This window comes from Komagataeibacter rhaeticus, from assembly GCF_011611525.1.
In the GTDB taxonomy this organism is placed as follows: Bacteria; Pseudomonadota; Alphaproteobacteria; order Acetobacterales; family Acetobacteraceae; genus Komagataeibacter; species Komagataeibacter rhaeticus.
The window spans coordinates 3,488,915-3,506,600 of record NZ_CP050139.1 but is presented as its reverse complement, the minus strand read 5'-3'; the positions used below and the strand labels follow the sequence as shown (position 1 = coordinate 3,506,600).

General features: G+C 55.9%; 13 protein-coding genes and 12 pseudogenes. 15 read left to right on the top strand and 10 right to left on the bottom strand.

Going from position 1 to position 17,686, the window contains the following annotated elements; translation table 11 throughout:
* The first annotated feature begins 12 nt into the window (after positions 1-12).
* A complete protein-coding gene (locus tag GWK63_RS16265; protein ID WP_007397379.1) occupies positions 13-1,125 on the top strand; it encodes a Fic family protein in 1,113 nt (370 codons plus the stop codon).
* Positions 1,126-1,175: 50 nt separating this feature from the next.
* Here GWK63_RS16265 and GWK63_RS16260 read toward each other — a convergent pair whose 3' ends face one another.
* Positions 1,176-2,348 (bottom strand): site-specific integrase, encoded by a 1,173-nt coding sequence (locus GWK63_RS16260; protein WP_007397380.1) that lies wholly within the window; start codon positions 2,346-2,348, stop codon positions 1,176-1,178.
* Here GWK63_RS16260 and GWK63_RS17115 point away from each other — a divergent pair.
* The 5 genes and pseudogenes from GWK63_RS17115 to GWK63_RS16240 form a co-directional block, all read left to right on the top strand.
* Positions 2,265-2,537, top strand: a pseudogene (locus GWK63_RS17115) (DNA methyltransferase); the annotation flags it as partial. The gene GWK63_RS16260 and the pseudogene GWK63_RS17115 sit on opposite strands and share 84 nt — an antisense overlap.
* Positions 2,538-2,549: 12 nt before the next feature.
* Positions 2,550-3,116 (top strand): annotated as a pseudogene (locus GWK63_RS17110) (ATPase, T2SS/T4P/T4SS family); the annotation flags it as partial.
* A 2-nt stretch (positions 3,117-3,118) separates the two neighbouring features.
* Positions 3,119-3,361 (top strand): annotated as a pseudogene (locus GWK63_RS17345) (TrbC/VirB2 family protein); the annotation flags it as partial.
* Positions 3,354-3,914: pseudogene (locus tag GWK63_RS16245) on the top strand (TrbI/VirB10 family protein); the annotation flags it as partial. The pseudogenes GWK63_RS17345 and GWK63_RS16245, both read left to right, overlap by 8 nt.
* Before the next feature lie 20 nt (positions 3,915-3,934).
* Positions 3,935-4,174: a DUF2274 domain-containing protein gene (locus GWK63_RS16240; RefSeq protein WP_039998566.1), complete on the top strand. Its 240-nt coding sequence runs from the start codon at positions 3,935-3,937 to the stop codon at positions 4,172-4,174.
* 232 nt (positions 4,175-4,406) lie between these two features.
* Here the strand turns inward: GWK63_RS16240 and GWK63_RS16235 are convergent, their stop codons facing one another.
* Positions 4,407-4,817, bottom strand: a complete 411-nt coding sequence (locus GWK63_RS16235) for a very short patch repair endonuclease (RefSeq protein WP_237701071.1) — start codon at positions 4,815-4,817, stop codon at positions 4,407-4,409.
* Between GWK63_RS16235 and GWK63_RS16230 the strand changes: the two genes are divergently transcribed.
* The 3 genes and pseudogenes from GWK63_RS16230 to GWK63_RS16220 form a co-directional block, all read left to right on the top strand.
* Positions 4,816-6,882 carry an ATP-binding protein gene (locus tag GWK63_RS16230; protein ID WP_112209763.1) on the top strand — a complete coding sequence of 689 codons (2,067 nt, stop codon included), beginning with the start codon at positions 4,816-4,818 and terminating at the stop codon, positions 6,880-6,882. The genes GWK63_RS16235 and GWK63_RS16230 overlap by 2 nt on opposite strands.
* A gap of 104 nt (positions 6,883-6,986) precedes the next feature.
* Positions 6,987-7,124: pseudogene (locus tag GWK63_RS17340) on the top strand (helix-turn-helix domain-containing protein); the annotation flags it as partial.
* Positions 7,096-7,257, top strand: a pseudogene (locus tag GWK63_RS16220) (transposase); the annotation flags it as partial. The pseudogenes GWK63_RS17340 and GWK63_RS16220, both read left to right, overlap by 29 nt.
* On the opposite strand, the gene GWK63_RS16215 reads toward GWK63_RS16220, so the two are convergent.
* Positions 7,242-8,126, bottom strand: a complete 885-nt coding sequence (locus tag GWK63_RS16215) for a DUF262 domain-containing protein (RefSeq protein ID WP_007398776.1) — start codon at positions 8,124-8,126, stop codon at positions 7,242-7,244. The pseudogene GWK63_RS16220 and the gene GWK63_RS16215 sit on opposite strands and share 16 nt — an antisense overlap.
* Positions 8,127-8,741: 615 nt before the next feature.
* Between GWK63_RS16215 and GWK63_RS16210 the strand changes: the two are divergent.
* From GWK63_RS16210 to GWK63_RS16185, 6 genes and pseudogenes are all read left to right on the top strand, one after another.
* Positions 8,742-9,318 (top strand): annotated as a pseudogene (locus tag GWK63_RS16210) (hypothetical protein); the annotation flags it as partial.
* A 55-nt stretch (positions 9,319-9,373) separates the two neighbouring features.
* A pseudogene (locus tag GWK63_RS17335) lies at positions 9,374-9,625 on the top strand (P-type conjugative transfer protein TrbJ); the annotation flags it as partial.
* Positions 9,616-10,047: pseudogene (gene trbF, locus GWK63_RS16200) on the top strand (conjugal transfer protein TrbF); the annotation flags it as partial. The pseudogenes GWK63_RS17335 and trbF, both read left to right, overlap by 10 nt.
* Positions 10,047-10,986: pseudogene (trbG, locus tag GWK63_RS16195) on the top strand (P-type conjugative transfer protein TrbG). The pseudogenes trbF and trbG, both read left to right, overlap by 1 nt.
* Positions 10,983-12,167, top strand: coding sequence for a TrbI/VirB10 family protein (locus GWK63_RS16190; protein ID WP_112209752.1), 1,185 nt, complete (start codon positions 10,983-10,985; stop codon positions 12,165-12,167). Before trbG ends, GWK63_RS16190 begins: the two are co-directional and overlap by 4 nt.
* The gene (locus GWK63_RS16185; RefSeq protein ID WP_083824458.1) at positions 12,164-12,421 is read left to right on the top strand and encodes a DUF2274 domain-containing protein; all 258 of its coding nucleotides are present in this window, start codon (positions 12,164-12,166) and stop codon (positions 12,419-12,421) included. The genes GWK63_RS16190 and GWK63_RS16185 overlap by 4 nt, the downstream gene beginning before the upstream one ends.
* Here GWK63_RS16185 and GWK63_RS16180 read toward each other — a convergent pair.
* The 7 genes and pseudogenes from GWK63_RS16180 to narH all read right to left on the bottom strand — a co-directional run bounded on the left by GWK63_RS16180 (position 12,339) and on the right by narH (position 17,657).
* On the bottom strand, positions 12,339-13,232 hold the full coding sequence (locus tag GWK63_RS16180; RefSeq protein ID WP_240919172.1) for a LysR family transcriptional regulator: 894 nt from the start codon (positions 13,230-13,232) through the stop codon (positions 12,339-12,341). The two genes, GWK63_RS16185 and GWK63_RS16180, sit on opposite strands and share 83 nt — an antisense overlap.
* A 98-nt stretch (positions 13,233-13,330) precedes the next feature.
* Positions 13,331-13,492 (bottom strand): annotated as a pseudogene (locus GWK63_RS16175) (transposase); the annotation flags it as partial.
* A pseudogene (locus tag GWK63_RS16170) lies at positions 13,464-13,601 on the bottom strand (helix-turn-helix domain-containing protein); the annotation flags it as partial. The pseudogenes GWK63_RS16170 and GWK63_RS16175, both read right to left, overlap by 29 nt.
* A 260-nt stretch (positions 13,602-13,861) precedes the next feature.
* Positions 13,862-14,716, bottom strand: coding sequence for a peptidylprolyl isomerase (locus GWK63_RS16165; protein ID WP_034927381.1), 855 nt, complete (start codon positions 14,714-14,716; stop codon positions 13,862-13,864).
* Positions 14,717-14,725: 9 nt separating this feature from the next.
* On the bottom strand, positions 14,726-15,430 hold the full coding sequence (gene narI / locus GWK63_RS16160; RefSeq protein WP_034927377.1) for a respiratory nitrate reductase subunit gamma: 705 nt from the start codon (positions 15,428-15,430) through the stop codon (positions 14,726-14,728).
* Positions 15,427-16,122, bottom strand: coding sequence for a nitrate reductase molybdenum cofactor assembly chaperone (gene narJ / locus GWK63_RS16155; protein WP_007396165.1), 696 nt, complete (start codon positions 16,120-16,122; stop codon positions 15,427-15,429). The genes narI and narJ overlap by 4 nt, the downstream gene beginning before the upstream one ends.
* A gap of 2 nt (positions 16,123-16,124) precedes the next feature.
* The gene (narH, locus tag GWK63_RS16150) at positions 16,125-17,657 is read right to left on the bottom strand and encodes a nitrate reductase subunit beta (RefSeq protein ID WP_035366585.1); all 1,533 of its coding nucleotides are present in this window, start codon (positions 17,655-17,657) and stop codon (positions 16,125-16,127) included.
* Positions 17,658-17,686 lie beyond the last annotated feature (29 nt).

Here is a 17,686-nt window from a genome sequence, read left to right as displayed (position 1 = left end):
AGTGCAGGGAATATGGCGCGATACATTCATCAGCATGAAGACTGGCCCCGCCTCCAGTGGGACAAGGACACCATTTCCCATGAACTGGCCGCGGTGCGTCATCGGCAAGGACGCCTCCTGGGCCGTATGGAAAGCCTCGGCTTCGATTTCAGGTCGGAAGCCGTGCTCCAGACCCTGACGGAAGATGTCATCAAGTCGAGCGAGATCGAGGGCGAAAACCTCGATCGTGAGCAGGTGCGTTCTTCCATCGCCAGGCGATTGGGGATGGATATCGGCGCGCTGGCACCGGTGGATCGGGATGTCGAAGGCGTCGTAGAGATGATGCTGGATGCGACCCGACATTATGCCGATCCGCTGACCGAGGAGAGGCTGTTCGCCTGGCATGCGGCTTTGTTTCCCACTGGCCGAAACGGCATGTCACGCATTCTGGTCGGAGGATGGCGTGATGACAGAACCGGCCCGATGCAGGTCGTATCAGGCCCTGTCGGACGGGAGAAGGTTCATTATGAGGCGCCGACAGCCAGCAAGGTGCCCGCAGAGATGCAGGTCTTCCTCAACTGGTGCAATGCCGGGCAGGCGCTGGATCCTGTGCTGAAGGCAGCCATCGCACATTTGTGGTTTGTTACTATTCATCCGTTTGAGGATGGCAACGGGCGCATGGCGCGGGCCATCGGTGACCTCATGCTGGCGCGTTCGGAACAGACAGAGCAGCGTTTTTACAGCCTGTCGGCCCAGATCCGTCAGGAGCGGAAGGATTACTACGCAATTCTTGAGGCCACCCAGAAAGGGGATATGGACATCACGGCCTGGCTGCTCTGGTTTCTGGGGGCTCTGGATCGGGCCTTTGATCGCGCTGAACTGGTCCTGGGAATAGTCATCCAGAAAGCCCGTTTCTGGGACAATCTGGCCGGGCAATCGATCAATGACCGGCAACGCCTCATGCTGAACCGTCTGCTGGACGGGTTCGAGGGCAAGCTGACCTCTTCCAAATGGGCGAAGCTTGCAAAGACGTCACCGGATACAGCCCTGCGTGATATCAATGATCTCGTATCGCGCAATATTCTGGCCAGGGAGGCTGCAGGAGGCAGAAGCACCAGCTATGTGCTGGTTGTTCCCGAGACGTAAAACGCGGGTCGATACTGGTGGGCAGGCCGTTGATTGGGTATCTTCGGTATTCAGGCCTGTATCCTTGTATCGGTGAGCGCGGATGAAATGCGCTGAGCAACCTGATCCGTCGAGCGTTTGACATTTTCCCGCTTCAGGTGGGCGTAGCGGGAGGTCGTCTTGATGTCGCTATGGCCCAGCATCCGGCCGATCATTGTCAGGTCCGCTCCCATCTCCAGGGCATCTGATGCAAAGGAATGACGGAGATCATGGAGCCTGACGCCATCCAGGCCTGCCGCCTTGCGGATACGACGCCACGGCTTTTGCAGGTCAGTGAGATATTCGCCAGCCTTGCGTCCGGTGATGACATAGGGATTGTCGGGCAGGCGAGGGGTGGCCTTCAGTACATCAACCGCCGCCGTGCCCAACTGGACAGTCTTCGCTCCGGTTTTGCTGTCGGGGAGGCGCAGTTCGGCTTCATTCAGCCAGACATGCGTCCACTGGAGCGTCTGGATTTCCCGCAACCGGCACCCCGTGAGGGCAAGCAGACGGATGGCTCGTGCCGCTTCGGGCATATCTTCGGTGGCCTCGTCGAGGCTGTTGCCCAGGCGGGCATACTCTTCTCTGGTGAGGAAACGCTCCCGTCTTTCCTCCCGATAGCGTTTGACGCCCCGGCATGGATTCACACCGTCCTGGCGGATACCCCATAGATCGGCAAGGCTGAACATCTTTGACAGAACGCCCAGCGTCCGGTTGGCCTGATAGGGGATATGCCGGAAACTGCCATGGAATTCGACGACTTCAGCCCGTGAAAGGTCAGCCATCCGCCAGCTTCCGAATTTCGGGACAATGAACAGTTCCACCGAGCGCCTGTATTCCCCCCGTGTTCTGGGTTTCAGGTGGACATCGACATATTCGTCGAGAAAGCGCCTGGAGAAGCTCGTGACAGTCATGGCCTTGCGATCATCGGACCGTTTGTCCGCCGGATTTTCTCCAGTATGGACCCGCGCGAGGATCCTGATGGCTTCATCACGGGCGAGATCTGCCGTCCACGGGCTGCCATGCTGGCCAATCGTGTAACGCCGCAGCCTCCCGCCAGAGCGGTAGTGAATGACGTAGACCTTGCGGCCCGATGGCCAGACCCGGACCCGCCTTACCTGGTGAACTATCAGGGCAGGGACGGGCGGAAGGTTCGCAACGACGACAATGCGCGCTGGCTTCGGCCCGCTTTTAACCAGATGCACCGTGTCCTGAAATGGGGTGGTCTTGCCGTCAGTTTTTACGGCTGGAACAAGATCGACCTGTTCGCCGAAGCTTGGAAGGCAGCCGGGTTTCGCATGGTCGGGCATATTGTGTTTCGCAAGTCCTATGCGTCATCTTCGGGTTTTCTGCGCTATGAGCACGAAAGCGCCTATCTTCTGGCAAAGGGGAACGCGAAGCAGTCCGGTCAGGCGGAATATCTTCGTCGCGCTGTTGCGGAACGGAAAAACATCCTGGTCGCCGGCGGCACCTCGACCGGCAAGACCACGCTGGTCAATGCCCTACTGGCCGAGGTCGCGAAAACCGGTGATCGGGTCGTGCTGATCGAGGATACGCGAGAACTGCAATGCACGGCGCCTAATCTCATAGCCCTGCGGACCCGTGAAGGTGTGATTACCCTTTCGGATCTCGTCCGGTCCGGTCTCCGCCTACGCCCCGACCGTATTCCGATTGGTGAGGTGCGTGGCGCTGAGGCACTCGATCTGGTCAAGGCATGGGGTACTGGCCATCCGGGCGGCATCGGTACGCTGCATGCCGGATCGGTACTGGCTGCCCTGTATCGTCTGGAACAACTGATCCAGGAAGCGGTGGTCACGGTGCCGCGCGCCATGATCGCGGAAACCATTGACGTGATCGCGGTCCTGTCCGGACGCGGGGTGGCCCGTCGCCTGTCCGAACTCGCCACCGTGGACGGGATTGATCCCGGCATTGGTGCCTATCGCATTCATTCAATTGATACCGATGGAGATTAGAAATGAACCTCACGCTGTTCCGTGTGCGTCGGCACGCGCCTGCCATCTCCACCATGCTGCTGCTTTCCATCGCATGGTGCTCCTCGGCCCTGGCGTCGGGCTCCGACATGCCGTGGGAGGAGTCGCTCAACCAGATTCTGGAATCCGTGCAGGGACCGGTCGCCAAGATCATCTCGGTGATCATCATCACGGTCACGGGTCTGACCCTGGCGTTTGGGGAAACATCAGGTGGGTTCTCCCGCCTCGCCCTATATCCTCCAGACTGGGACCATCATTGCTGGCGCGCTCAACACGAAGGTCAGTTCCGACCTACCCGGCCAGATCGTCGGGCATGTGACCCAAAACGTCTATGACAGTCCGACCGGACGGTTCTTGCTTGTCCCGCAGGGCAGCACCCTGTTCGGGGCCTATAACAGTGGGATTTCCTTCGGGCAGCAGCGCACCTAGATCATTTGGACGTGGCTGATCTATCCGAATGGCGACAGCCTCGTCCTGGAAAAGTTGCCCGGTGGCGACGCCATCGGCCAGTCTGGCCTGTCCGATGAGGTCAATAATCATTGGGGTCAGCTTTTCAAAGCCGCCTTGGTCACGACCCTGCTCAGCGTCGGCTCGGAAGCGGGCACGTCATGGAACGAAAACAACCTGATGCAGGCCATCCGTTCCGGCGCCAGCAACGGCTTCTCCATGGTCGGTAACCGGCTGATCGATCGAAGCCTGAACGTCCAGCCCACCCTGACCGATCGGCCTGGATTGCCGTTCACGCTTATTTTGAATCGCGATCTTATCCTCAAGCCATAGAAAGAGAAGGAAACCCACCCATGACGAAGTTGAAGCTTGGTCCGATCGAGGACGACAAGCCCGTGAAGGTCACGCTGGAGTTGACCGCCGCCCTGCACCGCGATCTTGTCGCGTATGCCGCAATCCTTGGTCGAGGTACCGGGCAGACTATGTCCGAGCCAGTGCGCCTCATTTTACCCATGCCGGAGCGGTTCATCGCTACTGATCGGGGGTTCGGGAAGGCACGACGAGCGAGTTTATCACGGGTTACAGGAGAATGAAGGCGAGCATAGGCAGAAGCCGAATGGCAAATAACGCCTTCATGTCGGTCAATTAAAGCGTCGGAAGGTGAGCCAAAAAGCAATGTCATCCATCGAATTTCAGACATAAAAGTGGCTGATATTACAATTTAACCAAAAATGATACGTTAAATATTTTTCTTACTTTACAAATAATAAGGGGTTAGGTGAGCGTTCGCGGTTGCGCCGTATCTTCGGCCTGTCCAAATTTTTCTCAGAAAGAAGTGGTGGGATCTAGCCCTTTTCCCGAGATGCTGCCTATAAGCCCATACCGCTCGATCGTTTCTGCCAGACGCGGCGAACGAGCCTCGCACTCCCAGATCGTCACTACCCGCCATCCAAGGTTCTCAAGCTCTTCGACATTGCGACGATCGCGTTTGCGATTCGTGTCGAACTTGGCTTTCCAGTAGTCAGGTCGAGACCTTGGAATACGGGCCACTGAGCAGTTCTCATGTGCGTGCCAGAAGCAGCCGTGGACGAAGATCACGGTCCGATCCCGAGGTAGTACGATATCCGGTTTACCCGGCAAATGCTTCGCGTGGAGCCGAAATCGCCGGCCTGCGGCATGGAGGGCACACCGGACTAGAATTTCTGGCTTGGTGTCCTTGCTCCGGAACCGGGCCATGAGCCTGCGACGTGCCTCTGGGTTAAGAATAGACATTTTCCTACATTCCGATAACTTGCTCTCAATGACAACGCCTCAACACTTCCGTGTCAGCTCACATCTCAAGGACATCATTGGGCAAGACCTTGTCACCAATGAGTTTGTTGCAGTGTTCGAGTTGGTCAAGAATTCCTTCGATGCTCGTGCGCGCCGTGTCGATATCGTCTTCGATAATAATCATAACGAGATTTGGATCGTCGACGACGGAAAGGGAATGAATGAGACCGGTATAAAGGATCGCTGGCTGTTCGTTGCCTATTCGGCGAAAGCCGATGGCAGTGAGACTGAACGCACCTCGAGTGACTACCGAGACCGGATAAAACCCAGTGGGCAATTTGCCGGGAGCAAGGGCATTGGGCGCTTTTCCTGCGATACCCTGGGAGGAGTGCTAAGGATGTCGACGCGCACTTCGCTGCGAGAAGCAGTTCAAGTGCTGACTGTCGAATGGCGAAAGTTTGAATTAGACAATAAACAACTATTCCAGCGGATTGGGGTCGAACTGGAGCAAGCTGATAGGTTTCCTGAAGATGCTCCGATCACAATGCCGCAAGATTCTGGGACTGTTCTTCGAATTGGTGACCTGCGCAGTGACTGGGATTTTGAAAAGATCAACAAGCTACGACGGTATCTTGGCAAGCTAATCGATCCCTTTGGAACAACAGAGGATACACCTGTTCACGTTACAGTTGTCGATAATCGCTGGAATAGAGAATCGATCGGTGCCCTTTCCGGTCCCATAGGCAACGATATCCGCAACTTATTAGCGGAAAAGACTACAAGGATAGTCGTGAATGTCGAGGGGGAGGCCATCCAAACGCAATTATTCGACCGGGGCAGACTAATATATCGTATAAAAGAAAATAATTCTTATCAAGGTCTCCAGAATGCGTCCGTAGCAATGGAGATCTTCTACCTAAATCGTGCAGCTAAGCACAATTTTAAGTTGCAGATGGGGGTGCGGTCCGTCGAATTTGGAAGTATTTTCCTGTTTTTAAACGGTTTTCGTATTTTCCCGATCGGAGAAGAAAATGACGATACCCTTGGGCTGAACCGAAGGAAACAACAAGGTTCGTCGCGTTACCTTGGAACCAGAGATGTACTTGGCCGGGTCGATGTTACGGCCCCGATGGGCATGTTTCGGGAAGCATCTAGTCGGGACGCTGGTCTGATCGATGACGCTAGGGTTCGTGATCTCTATGATGCAATTAGGCGAAAGGCCGTTGTGCGGCTAGAGCGCTTTGTTGTAGGCGTCATGTGGCCAGACAAAGCGGACCAATGGCGGGAGGATGCCAGCGGTTTCGAGCAAGTTTCTACACGTAGCCGCGCTGCGCAGTTGGTTGCACAGCTTGCCGCGAATGCTGCTGTCGAAATTGAATATTACGATCCTGATATCGTTGATATCTTCGATGCGGAAGCCGAGGCCCTCGATACTGCACTCGAATCGTTGGTTTCGATCGCAGAGAGTCAAGGTGATCGGTCTTTGCTCTCTCGGGTTGAGGCAGCACGCGCTAGGCAAGAGGCCCTAGAACAATCTGAACGCGAGGCCGTGGAAGCGGCTCGGCAGGCCATGGCAGCGACCGCACGGGCTAATGAGCGGATCGCGTTACTCGAGCGTCAAGCAACCTATCTTGCTTCAACGCAAGATATGACCGTCGAGCAGATGGCCCTGCTCCTCCATCAGGTCTTGATCTACGCGGGTCACATTGGCGCCGCGCTCGACCGTGGTCTACGAAACCTTCGAGAGGCATCAGAAGCGGCACAAGAAATCGAAGGCTGCGAAGAGGATGAGGATCTCGCTGCCGCAGCCGCTGCAACTCGGCACCACACCAAATTAGCCATGAACGATCTCGAATATATCCATCTAGAAAACGATCGATTGATGGCCGTCGCGCGCTTCGCGTCGAATGCTAGATTCGACCTCGAAACCGATTTACTCGAGGGCGATATTCTTGAGTTCTTGGATGAATACGTGAATCAGGTAAGGGTTGTGAGTGCTGGTTGTAATCTCCCCAAATGTGCTGGTTGAAAATTCCCCAGTTTGAGGACTGTGCGTGATCGTCATGGGGGCATGCCCCCATGACGATCACGCGGCACATTTATCCCTGCTGATGCCAAAGGAAGGGCGAGCAGGTGATAGGACTCAGGGAGGTCGTTTTGATCCAGGAACTCAAAAGACAGGGGCTCAGCATCAGCGCCATCGCGCGCCAGACAGGGCTCGATCGCAAGACAGTGAAGAAGTATCTGGCCAATGCGCTGGATCGTGGAGCGCAGCTTTGCATGGCTCGGACGCTGCCGTCGCCTCACGAAGGATGTCGAGGCAACAATCTCTTCATCCCACGCGTGGTTGATGATTGCCCATATCCGCAGAGTTCTGCGAAAAATCAATCAAACCGCTTTCTGATTCAGGCTCTGAGCGACAAGGCTGGTGACTTCGCTAAACCGTTCAGCGAAGCGGGCGACCTTGGATTGCCCTTTGTTTTTAACGTAATTTTTCATTTGCTGATTAAGAAACTCCTTCATAGGCTTCTCGTAATCGTCGCCTCTCTCTGTCATAGCGAATATACGAAGAATCATCTCTACATCGCGTTGGTGCTTATCGAGTGGCTTTTTGCCCAAAATAATGCGCCAGGCGGAATTCTCGTTTAACTCGTGCAACTCGTCCACTAGGTTCCCGTGAAAAACGCAGTTGCGTATCTCCTGTGGCCGAAGAGGAGTGCCGCCTGTATTCAGTCGCTCAAAGATGTGATACATACTCGTGGACTGGTCGGCAGGTGCCAATTGCCTGATATTTACCGCCCTGAGAACTGCATTCTTGAATCGCCTCTGGTCCTGGGTGGAAAGGTCTACCAACCTTTTCCCTGCATACGGGCTACCTTTCGAGAGGCCAGTCAAGCGGAATACAGTGCGTCGGCCCTGCAGGTTTTCAGAACCAAAATAGCCTTCAAAGAAAAAAATCACGCTCATGATTCTCTGCTGGCCGTCAATGACCAAGTTCTTATTTTCGTCGTCAATGTAGAAAAAGATTTGAGGGACTGGAAGGCCCAGTAGAAACGATTCGATAAGTAGGCTAGACTGCTTTATGCTCCAGACGAAGTTACGCTGAAATGAAGGGATTGTTATGTCCTTATCTTTCCACATTTCATGGATAACGGACAGGGTAAGGTCAGACGGATAGGTTGCTATCTTGAACTCGACATGCGTATTAAGTTCCTCACCATCGACTTCATCTTCAATCTCAATCTCGATTTCGTCTTCTACGTTTCTGGCCATGTTTACCCTCACTAATTTTTGCTATTTTAGCGGCGTTGCGAACATAGGACTAGGGCTGAGCGCAACTCATTTGATCTTATGTATAAAAGCGATATTGCTGACGCAATGGTAGGCCAGAGTTCTTCCAATTCATATGCTGAGAGATTTGCTCGCTTCTGCCACCCCCATTTGTAAAATCAGCAAGCCGCTGGTCATCCGCTAAGGATCGCTCGGCCTGTCGGAGGTATCCGGGACGGTGCCTTGAACGGCTACTATTAGGTGCAGAGCCATCCCTACCACCGTTCTTGCGGACGTTTGCGTTCTAATCATTTTGTCCAATAGCCGACCTTCCGTCCCCCCCCAAAAAAAAGACGACATTATGAAGGCTCTTTTGGCAGCGTCTTTATACAGTTCTACCAATTCCGAATGTGCTTCCCTGTCATCGGTGGCAGCATGTGGCCCATCGTCTTGGATGGCCCGAATAGCGTGACCAGCCTGCATACTGCCGGTCGCAAGTTTTTTTATCCGCGCGCCCTATCGCGCAACTGACTTGTTGCGTTTGCATGGCCGTGTCTTTTTCTAATTGACCCCGTTACGTCACTGCCTCGCTTGCGAGGCCTGTCGCCGGGGTCTTCCATGTCCGTCATTTCGCCTCGTTCCGAAGCGGCTGCCCGTGGAGCGCGCATGCTGCGTACCGCATTGGGGGTCGCAATTGCCTGTCATCTCGACGATCCCTCCATTGCCGAGGTGATGCTCAATCCCGACGGACGGCTCTGGATCGACCGGATGGCAGGCGGCATGGAGGATACGGGCACCCGGATCAATGCCGCCGATGCTGAACGCATCATGCGTCTGGTTGCTCATCATGTCGGGGCAGAAGTCCATCCTGCCTGTCCCCGCGTTTCCGCCGAGCTACCGGGAACAGGGGAGCGGTTCGAAGGGCTGCTGCCACCTGTGGTCGCAGCACCCTGTTTTGCGATCCGACGTCCCGCCGTAGCGGTGTTTTCACTGGCTGACTATGTCGCGTCCGCAATCATGACCGCCACGCAGGCTGACATCCTGCGTGAGGCTGTCCGCCAGCGCCGGAACATCCTTGTCGTCGGGGGCACCTCATCCCGGTGGCGTCGGAACCCTGCATGCCGGATCGGCCATCGCCGCGCTGAGGCGGCTGGAACAGTTGATCCAGGAAGCCGTCGTCACGGTGCACCGCGCACGGTCGCCATCGTCAATGGCACGCTGGCGGCAGCCCTAGGGCTTGGCCTGCGGCTGTGGGTCGGCGGCGCTGTGCTCTGGCTGCTCGGTCAGCCCGCGCCCAATGGGCCGTCTACGACGGGGCAAATCATGTCGAGAACGTCCTGATTGCCGCCCGTGAACTGCAGCAGGTCAATCAGGAGGCCCAGAGCCTCCTCAACGAGGCCACGATGCTTGCCAACCAGGCGCGCAACCTTGCCAGCCTGCCGTATTCCACCCTTGCGCCGCTGGAGCAGTCCATCGCCCAGACCCAGCAGCTGCTCGGGCAACCGCCGCCTATCGCCCGACCGATCCGCAGATCGCCTGGTATCTGGCCCGTTTCATTACCGAAGTGCGGGGCATTCCCGCCGATCCGGTGGTACTGCGCCAGAACTGGCTGGATGCCTATGATTACGTCACCGATCGCGGCGCGCTGGCGCTCAACGATTACGCGCGCAGCAACGATCCTTTTGCCCTGGTCGGACGGCAGCAGGTCTCGGTCGAGATCGCCAGCGTCATCCGCGCCTCGGATGACAGCTTCCGGGTCGAATGGGTCGAACGTCGCTATGTCGACAGCGCCCTGTCCGCCACCGAACGCTGGAGCGCGATCCTGACGGTCGTGGTCCGATCGCCCGATAATGCCGAGCGGCTGAGGAAAAACCCGCTGGGCATCTACATCCATGCCCTCAACTGGTCACGGGAGCTGAACTGATGCGTGTCCTCTCGCTTGTCCCATTGCTGCTTGCCACCGGCCCGCTCTGCGCCTGCGCCACCTGGAAGCCGCCAGCGGTGCCCTATGACAACACACCCCGGCAGGCCGTGAAGCTACCTGATCCACCCAAACCGGTGCAGGTGGTGGCACTGCCCCAGCCGCTTCCCCTGCCGGGTCAGCTCAAACCGGTCCCGCGGGGCCGCCAACAATGCTGCGCGTGTGCAGCCGACCCGCTCGGGCTACCTGAACGCCATTCAGGTCTATCCGTTCTCCGATGGAGCGCTCTACCAGCTTTATGCCGCGCCCGGCGAGATCACGGATATCGCCCTCCAGCCCGACGAGAAGCTGGTGGGCACGGGGCCGGTAGCGGCAGGTGATACGGTGCGCTGGATTATTGGCGACACCACCAGCGGGACCGGGGCCGAACACCGCGTACATATCCTGCTCAAACCCACACGGCCGGATCTGATGACCAATCTGGTGATCAATACCGACCGGCGGACCTATCATCTGGAACTGCGTTCCGACGAGCGGACTTACATGGCATCGGTGTCGTGGGATTATCCGCAGGACCAGCTTCTGGCCCTGCGCCGGCAGGACGCGGATGCCGATGAACAGGCGGCTGTAGCCACAGGCGTCGATCTCGATGCCCTGAATTTCCGCTATCGGATTGAAGGAGCCAACGTGCCCTGGCGACCGCTCCGGGCCTATGATGACGGGCGACAGGTATTCATCGACTTCCCGAACGGGATCGCGCAGGGTGAAATGCCGCCGCTCTGGGTGATCGGACCGCAAGGGGACGGGCAACTGGTCAATTACCGCGTGCGCGGCACCCATATGGTCGTGGATCGCCTGTTTGCCGCAGCCCAGCTCAAACTCGGGGCCGGGAAACAACAGATGGTGCGGATCGTCCGCACGGATGGCGCGCGGCGGTCATGAGCGGGAACGACGACACGGCCAGCGAGGAACGGCCACCCGACACGGTCCGTCCGCCGTCCGAAATGCGGCTGCGATCGACACGGCCACCTGTCACAAGGCTGTCGCGACGGGTCCTGCTGTCTCTCGCCGCACTCGGCGCGACAGGCGTGGAGGGCGCGCTCTATTACGCGCTCCGGCCGTCAGGCCCTGTGAAACCGCCTGAACTCTACAATACCGGCAACCGGAACACGCCCGATGGCCTGGCAGGGCTACCCCGCGATTATTCGCAACTGCCCCATGCCACACCGCGTCTCGGGGCGCCGCTGCCGGGTGATCTGGGTGGTCCCATGCTCAGGGCCGGGGTTGCCGGACCAGTTATGGCGACACCAACCCGTGAGCATGATCCGCAGGCCCAGAAAATGGCGCAGGAACGCGATGCCGCGCGGCTCAGTCGGCTGTTTGCCCAGACCCAGACGGCGCATGAAGGACCGGCGACGACCGGCACGACGTCCACGTCGCAGGATGAGGCAGATAAGCCGGTGCCAGCAGAAACTGATGGCAAAGAGCAGTTTCTGAACGGTCCCGCAGACCGCCAGACGGTCAGTACCGATCGGATCGGGGCACCGGCAAGCCCCTTCACGTTGATGGCAGGGTCGATCATCCCGGCCGCCCTTGTCACCGGGATCCGTTCGGAACTGCCGGGCGACATAACCGCCCGTGTTACGGAGAACGTCTATGACAGCCGTACCGGTCATATCCTGCTTATCCCGCAGGGAAGCATCCTGTTCGGGGTCTATAATTCACAGGTCGGGTTCGGCCAGACCCGGATGCAGATGGTTTGGACCCGCCTTATCTTCCCCGATACCCGCGCCCTTACCCTGCAGCGCCTGCCCGGCATGGATGCCAGCGGCTATACCGGCCTGCACGACAGGGTGGATAATCACTGGGGACAGGTCTTCGAGGCAGCCATCCTCTCGACCATCCTCAGCATCGGCTCGGAAGCTGATATCAGCAGCGGGCAGGGGGGGATCGCCCAGGCACTGCGGATGGGGGCATCGCAAAGTTTCAATCAGGCCGGAGAGCAGATCGTGGCGCGCTCGCTCTCGATCAAGCCGACGGCGATCAACCGCCCCGGCCTGCCCATGCGTGTCATGGTCAAGAGTGACCTTGTGCTCAGACCCTATGGGGAGACAGGAGAATGACGAAGCTCAGGCTTGCGACGATCGAGGATGAAAAACCCGTAAGGCTGACGGTGGACCTGCCCGCGGCCCTTTACCGGGATCTGGTGGCTTATGCCGAAATCATGGCCCGTCAGGACAATCTGGCCGAGCCTTATCCGCCTGCACGACTGGTTGTGCCCATGCTGGCCCGGTTCATGCAGGCGGATCGGGGTTTCCGGCGTCTGCGGAACGGGCAGACGAGGGAAGGAGGCCGGTCCGGGACACCGTCTGCATGAACCGGACAAACCGACCCAGCAGGGCATTCTCGGCTTCGGCGCGCCAAGCTAGGTGCATGTCGAATTCAGCCTGAATGTCGGCAATATTGCGGAACGCGAGGCCCGGTGGCTGCAGGTCGCGAATGGCGGTACTGGACAGGGTAAGCCCGGCGCCAGCGCGGACCTGTGACAGCAGGGTAAGCATGCCGCCCCGATGCATCACGATGCGCGCCTGTGGTCCGAGCAGCCCGAGTTGGAAACGGGCACAGCGGTCATCCTGTGTCATGACCGGCACCAACAGGTGTTCCGCCCTCAGATCCGCCAAAAGCACCGTCTGGCGCTTCGTAAGACGATGGCGCTGGGGCATTACGGCGATGATATTTTCACGGTACAGCGCGAAGGACGCAAGGCTGGCAGTCAGTGCATCCGGGTGGAGAATCGCAACGTCGACGCCCCGGTTCAGCAACAGGGCCGTCACGCTTTCTTCCAGCGGCGCATATAACCCGATCCGTGTCCGGGGATGGGCTTCATTCCATAGCTGCAGCCATGTTTCGACCATCGGATGCAGCGGCGGGCAGGCGAGGCCAAGGCGGATTTCGCCTTCGAGGCTGTCCATGGAACCGCTCCCGAGCGCAAGGAGATGATGGGCTTCGACGATCATGCGGCGCGCATGTTGCAGGACGCGGCGTCCCGGGGCGGTAATCACCGTGCCGTTCACGCCGCGTTCGAACAGAGTCATCCCGAGCACGTCTTCGATCCGGGTGAGACGGCGGCTCAGCGCTGCAACGGAGGTGCCCAGTTCGGTCGCCGCGCGGCCAAGGCTGCGCGTCATGTCGAGTACCTGCAGGATATGCAGGTCGCGTATACTCAACGAATGGAGGCGTTTCATCGCGAAATCGTCCTGTCCATTAACCCCTATGAGAGCCTGAATCAGAAAGCGGTTTGATTGATTTTTCGCAGAACTCTGCGGATATGGGCAATCATCAACCACGCGTGGGATGAAGAGATTGTTGCCTCGACATCCTTCGTGAGGCGACGGCAGCGTCCGAGCCATGCAAAGCTGCGCTCCACGATCCAGCGCATTGGCCAGATACTTCTTCACTGTCTTGCGATCGAGCCCTGTCTGGCGCGCGATGGCGCTGATGCTGAGCCCCTGTCTTTTGAGTTCCTGGATCAAAACGACCTCCCTGAGTCCTATCACCTGCTCGCCCTTCCTTTGGCATCAGCAGGGATAAATGTGCCGCGTGATCGTCATGGGGGCATGCCCCCATGACGATCACGCACAGTCCTCAAACTGGGGAATTTTCAACCAGCACATTTGGGGAGATTACAACCAGCACTCACACTAATGCCCCCATGACCCCTGTAGAGACCAGAACGGCAAATGTTTTAAAAATTATTTCCAAAACCATAAAAGCCCTCAGATTTTTTAGCCGTAAGATAGAAAGTATTGTTATACAGTCAGGAAGGTTTTTTCCCTGTGCAGTTTCCTCCATCCGGCCAACCGGTGCTGGATGCCTGCGCTGTTGTGCCAGAAAACACGTCAAACCCTTTAATTCGCGCTTTAGAGGCAAGCATGGCAATGTAGTTCTGCACGCCCTGCTTCCAACTACTATCTTCAAGGAAAATCCGAATACGCTGTTTTTCTTCTTTATTTAACGCTTCGACCTTTAGCTCAGCGGAAAACTTTTTTAAAAGTTGCACAATATGCACGCCATATCGTGTTTCTATCAGACCATCATAGAATTCACCTTCTTGGACAGTTTGAAGGGCTTTCCTGAACTCTGGCAAAAGATCTTGCTCTTGCATTATGCCTAAATCCCCCCCTCTACTGGAGGAAGGACATTCTGAATAACGTGCTGCTACTTGTTCAAAATCTATGGCGTTATTTTTCAGGTGGTCCAGAAACTCTTGCGCTCTTTTTTGCGCTGTTTCCACTGAACCCGGCATAGATTTGTCTGCATATACCAAAATATGCCGCACATGCATGGCGGGACCAGCCTGCATATGGGCAATATTGGACGCACTCCAGCGCTCAAGCTCATCATCCGTTGGTGTTGGCACCTCGACCTCCCGCTCTAGCAAAGCCTGAATGAGCGCTTCATCGGTCAAACTGTCTCCGCTCTTAGTGTCGAGCTTTTTCCGGGCTTCATCAAGCAGGAGTGTTTTTACCACCAGCGCTCTTGCGGCATCATTCCGTTGCGCCTGAAGAGACGCTGTTTTGTGGTGCGGCATTTCTGCCTGAACATCCTCCAATGAAATGGCGGTGTCATTTACAAAAATTGTGTGACCGGTTTGATTGGGAGAACTCATCATGTTCAGGGCTCACGTCTCATCATTAGCGACATGGTGGTTTTGGCGGACAATCTGCCACCCCGGCCGAAAAACGTACCAGATAGGAGCAGAGATAACATGCACCAACCGGGTAAACGGCGTTAGCAGAAACAACGTCATGCCGGTTACCAGATGTAGCTTGTAAACCCACGGGATAGTGGTGAGCAGATTTGGCAGGCCTGACCGGAATGTCAGAACACCCCGGCACCATTCCCCTAATATTTCCATTGTGTGTCCGTCTGAATGCATCATGGAGTGTGGCAACCCAAGAATTCCGAGCCAGAGTTGCGCATAGACAAACAGAAGAATGAATAGGTCAGTTGGGCGGCTGGTGACCTTGACGCGCTTGTTAAAGACACGGCGGTAAATAAGCCCTGCGCCACCAACAGCAGCGAACACTGCAAACACACTTCCGGCACCGACAGCCAGCAACTGGTGGGCGTGAGCACTCAGGCCCAGCATCTCAGTCAGTTGGGGCGGGGTCAGAAGCCCCGCAGCATGGCCCATCATCAACCCCAGCACACCAACGTGGAAGCTATTACTGGCCCACTTCAGGGTTTTTCTTTCAAGGAACTCACTCGACTCAGCGCGCCATGAAAACTGGCTTCTATCGAACCGCGCCCAACACCCGATGACAAAGACCGACAAACATAGATACGGATAGATTTGGAACAGAAAGTACTCGACCCAGTTCATGCTCTTGCCTCCACATGATCCTTGCCTGAATAGCCAGTACACGCTGCGCTACATGCCGCAGGTGAGGAGGCATGATCGAACGTGACAGGTTTTTCTTCATACCGCATATCAAGGGTTGCGGGATCATCCATCACGGCTGTGTCTCTTAAATGCGCGTGCACAACTTCTTTGTCAGGAAGACGTGTGGATTCTTCCTGTAAAATTTGGAAAATACCAGAATATATAGACCGCCTTTCTTGAAGTCTTCTGTTCAGAACTGCAAGAATATCCACTATTTCTGTCAGAAGCTCCTGTGTTTTCTGAGGGTCACACACAGACGCATACTCTAGATAGGCGGGAAGAAAGTCTGGTAACTCGTTCCCCTGCAAATCCAGACCGGCAGAACGATATTCCTCTAACAGATCCACCATTGCCTGCCCGCGCATACGGGAATCCCCATGCACATGCTGGAAAAGGTAGAGCGATAAGGAGGGGGACATATCGAAAAGCTGCACATACTGGCTTTGCGCATCCAGAAGTGGTGTTTTTTCAAGAAAAATCCTGATTTCTTCGAAAGCTTTTTTCTGTTCTATAGAGAGATTGGAAAGCGAAATCAGCGTGCCTAATTCTACACTTTCCTGCTTTATAAGTTCATCAGGGTACCGAAGAAAAATAGCGCTTAACTGACAGAGGAATGACAGAGACTGAGACATTGTTATCCCCCTTTCACCGTATGACGACGAATTTCCGGTCTTACACCCTGCTGCCCCCATAGGCTGAAGCGGCTTTTCCCGGAGGTTGTGCTCTGGTTAAAATGAAAACCCGCGATGCCGCGCTGATGGTAAGGGTCTTCTGCATCTTCTTTATGCGCGGTTGGCACAACGAAGCGATCTTCATAATTCGCAATAGCCAGAAGACGGTACATGTCCTGAATTTGCTGCTCTGACAGCCCTGCCCCCTGCAAGAGAGAGGCGTCACGTACATTCTCAATCTGGAAACGGCGCATATAGGCCCGGAGCGCCAGCAGCCGGTTAAGAGCCGCTTTGACGGGCGCTTCATCCCCCGCAGTGAGCATATTAGCCAGATATTGGACCGGTATACGTAGGCTGTTGATATCTGGAATACCATTCAGGGTTTCCAGACTACCAGCAGAAGCTGCTTCCTGAATGGGCGACAAGGGCGGGATGTACCAAACCATAGGCAGGGTGCGGTATTCAGGATGGAGCGGAAAGGCGATTTTCCATTCCTTGATCATACGGTACACTGGCGAGCGTTGGGCCGCGTCAATCCATGCGTCAGGTATGCCGTCCCGACGTGCCTGCTCAACCACTGCCGGGTCGTGTGGGTCCAGAAAAAGGTCGAGCTGCTGCTCATACGCATCTTCAGGGTTTGTTGTAGCCGCAGCGGTTTCAATTTTGTCGGCATCATACAGCATGACGCCAAGATAGCGGATACGCCCCACACAGGTTTCAGAGCAGACGGTAGGCTGGCCACTTTCTATACGGGGGTAGCAGAACACACATTTTTCTGATTTTCCTGTGTGCCAATTGTAATAAATTTTCTTGTAAGGGCAACCGCTGACACACATGCGCCACCCACGACATTTTTCCTGATCAACCAGAACAATGCCGTCTTCTTCCCTTTTATAAATAGCACCTGATGGGCATGATGCAACACAAGTCGGGTTAAGGCAGTGTTCACACAGTCGCGGGAGAAACATCAGAAAGCTATTTTCGAACTTTCCATATATTTCTTTTTCTACATCACGGAAATTATAGTCTTTGGAACGATGTTTAAATTCTGTGCCCAGAGACTCTTCCCAGTTCGGGCCTCGTTCAATTTTATCCATGACCTGCCCGGTAATACGGGAATACGGCCGGACAGACGTAACAACCTGCTCGCTTTTTTCGTTCTGCAATGCAGCGTAATCAAAATCAAATGGTTCATAATAATCGTCAAGTTGGGGCAGGTTTGGGTTTGCAAAAATTTTCGAAAGAATACGCCATTTTCCACCAATTTTAGGGCGGAGTGACTCTCCCTTTCCCAACTGCCAGCCGCCATGCCACAGTTCCTGATTTTCCCACTGCTGCGGAAAACCGACACCGGGTTTACTTTCGACATTGTTAAACCATGCGTATTCAACACCGTCACGGTTGGTCCAGACCTGTTTGCACGTCACACTGCATGTATGACACCCGATGCATTTATCGAGATTAAGAACCTTACCTATCTGCGCACGTATCTTCACGGTTACTTACCTATAATGGAGGGAGAAGC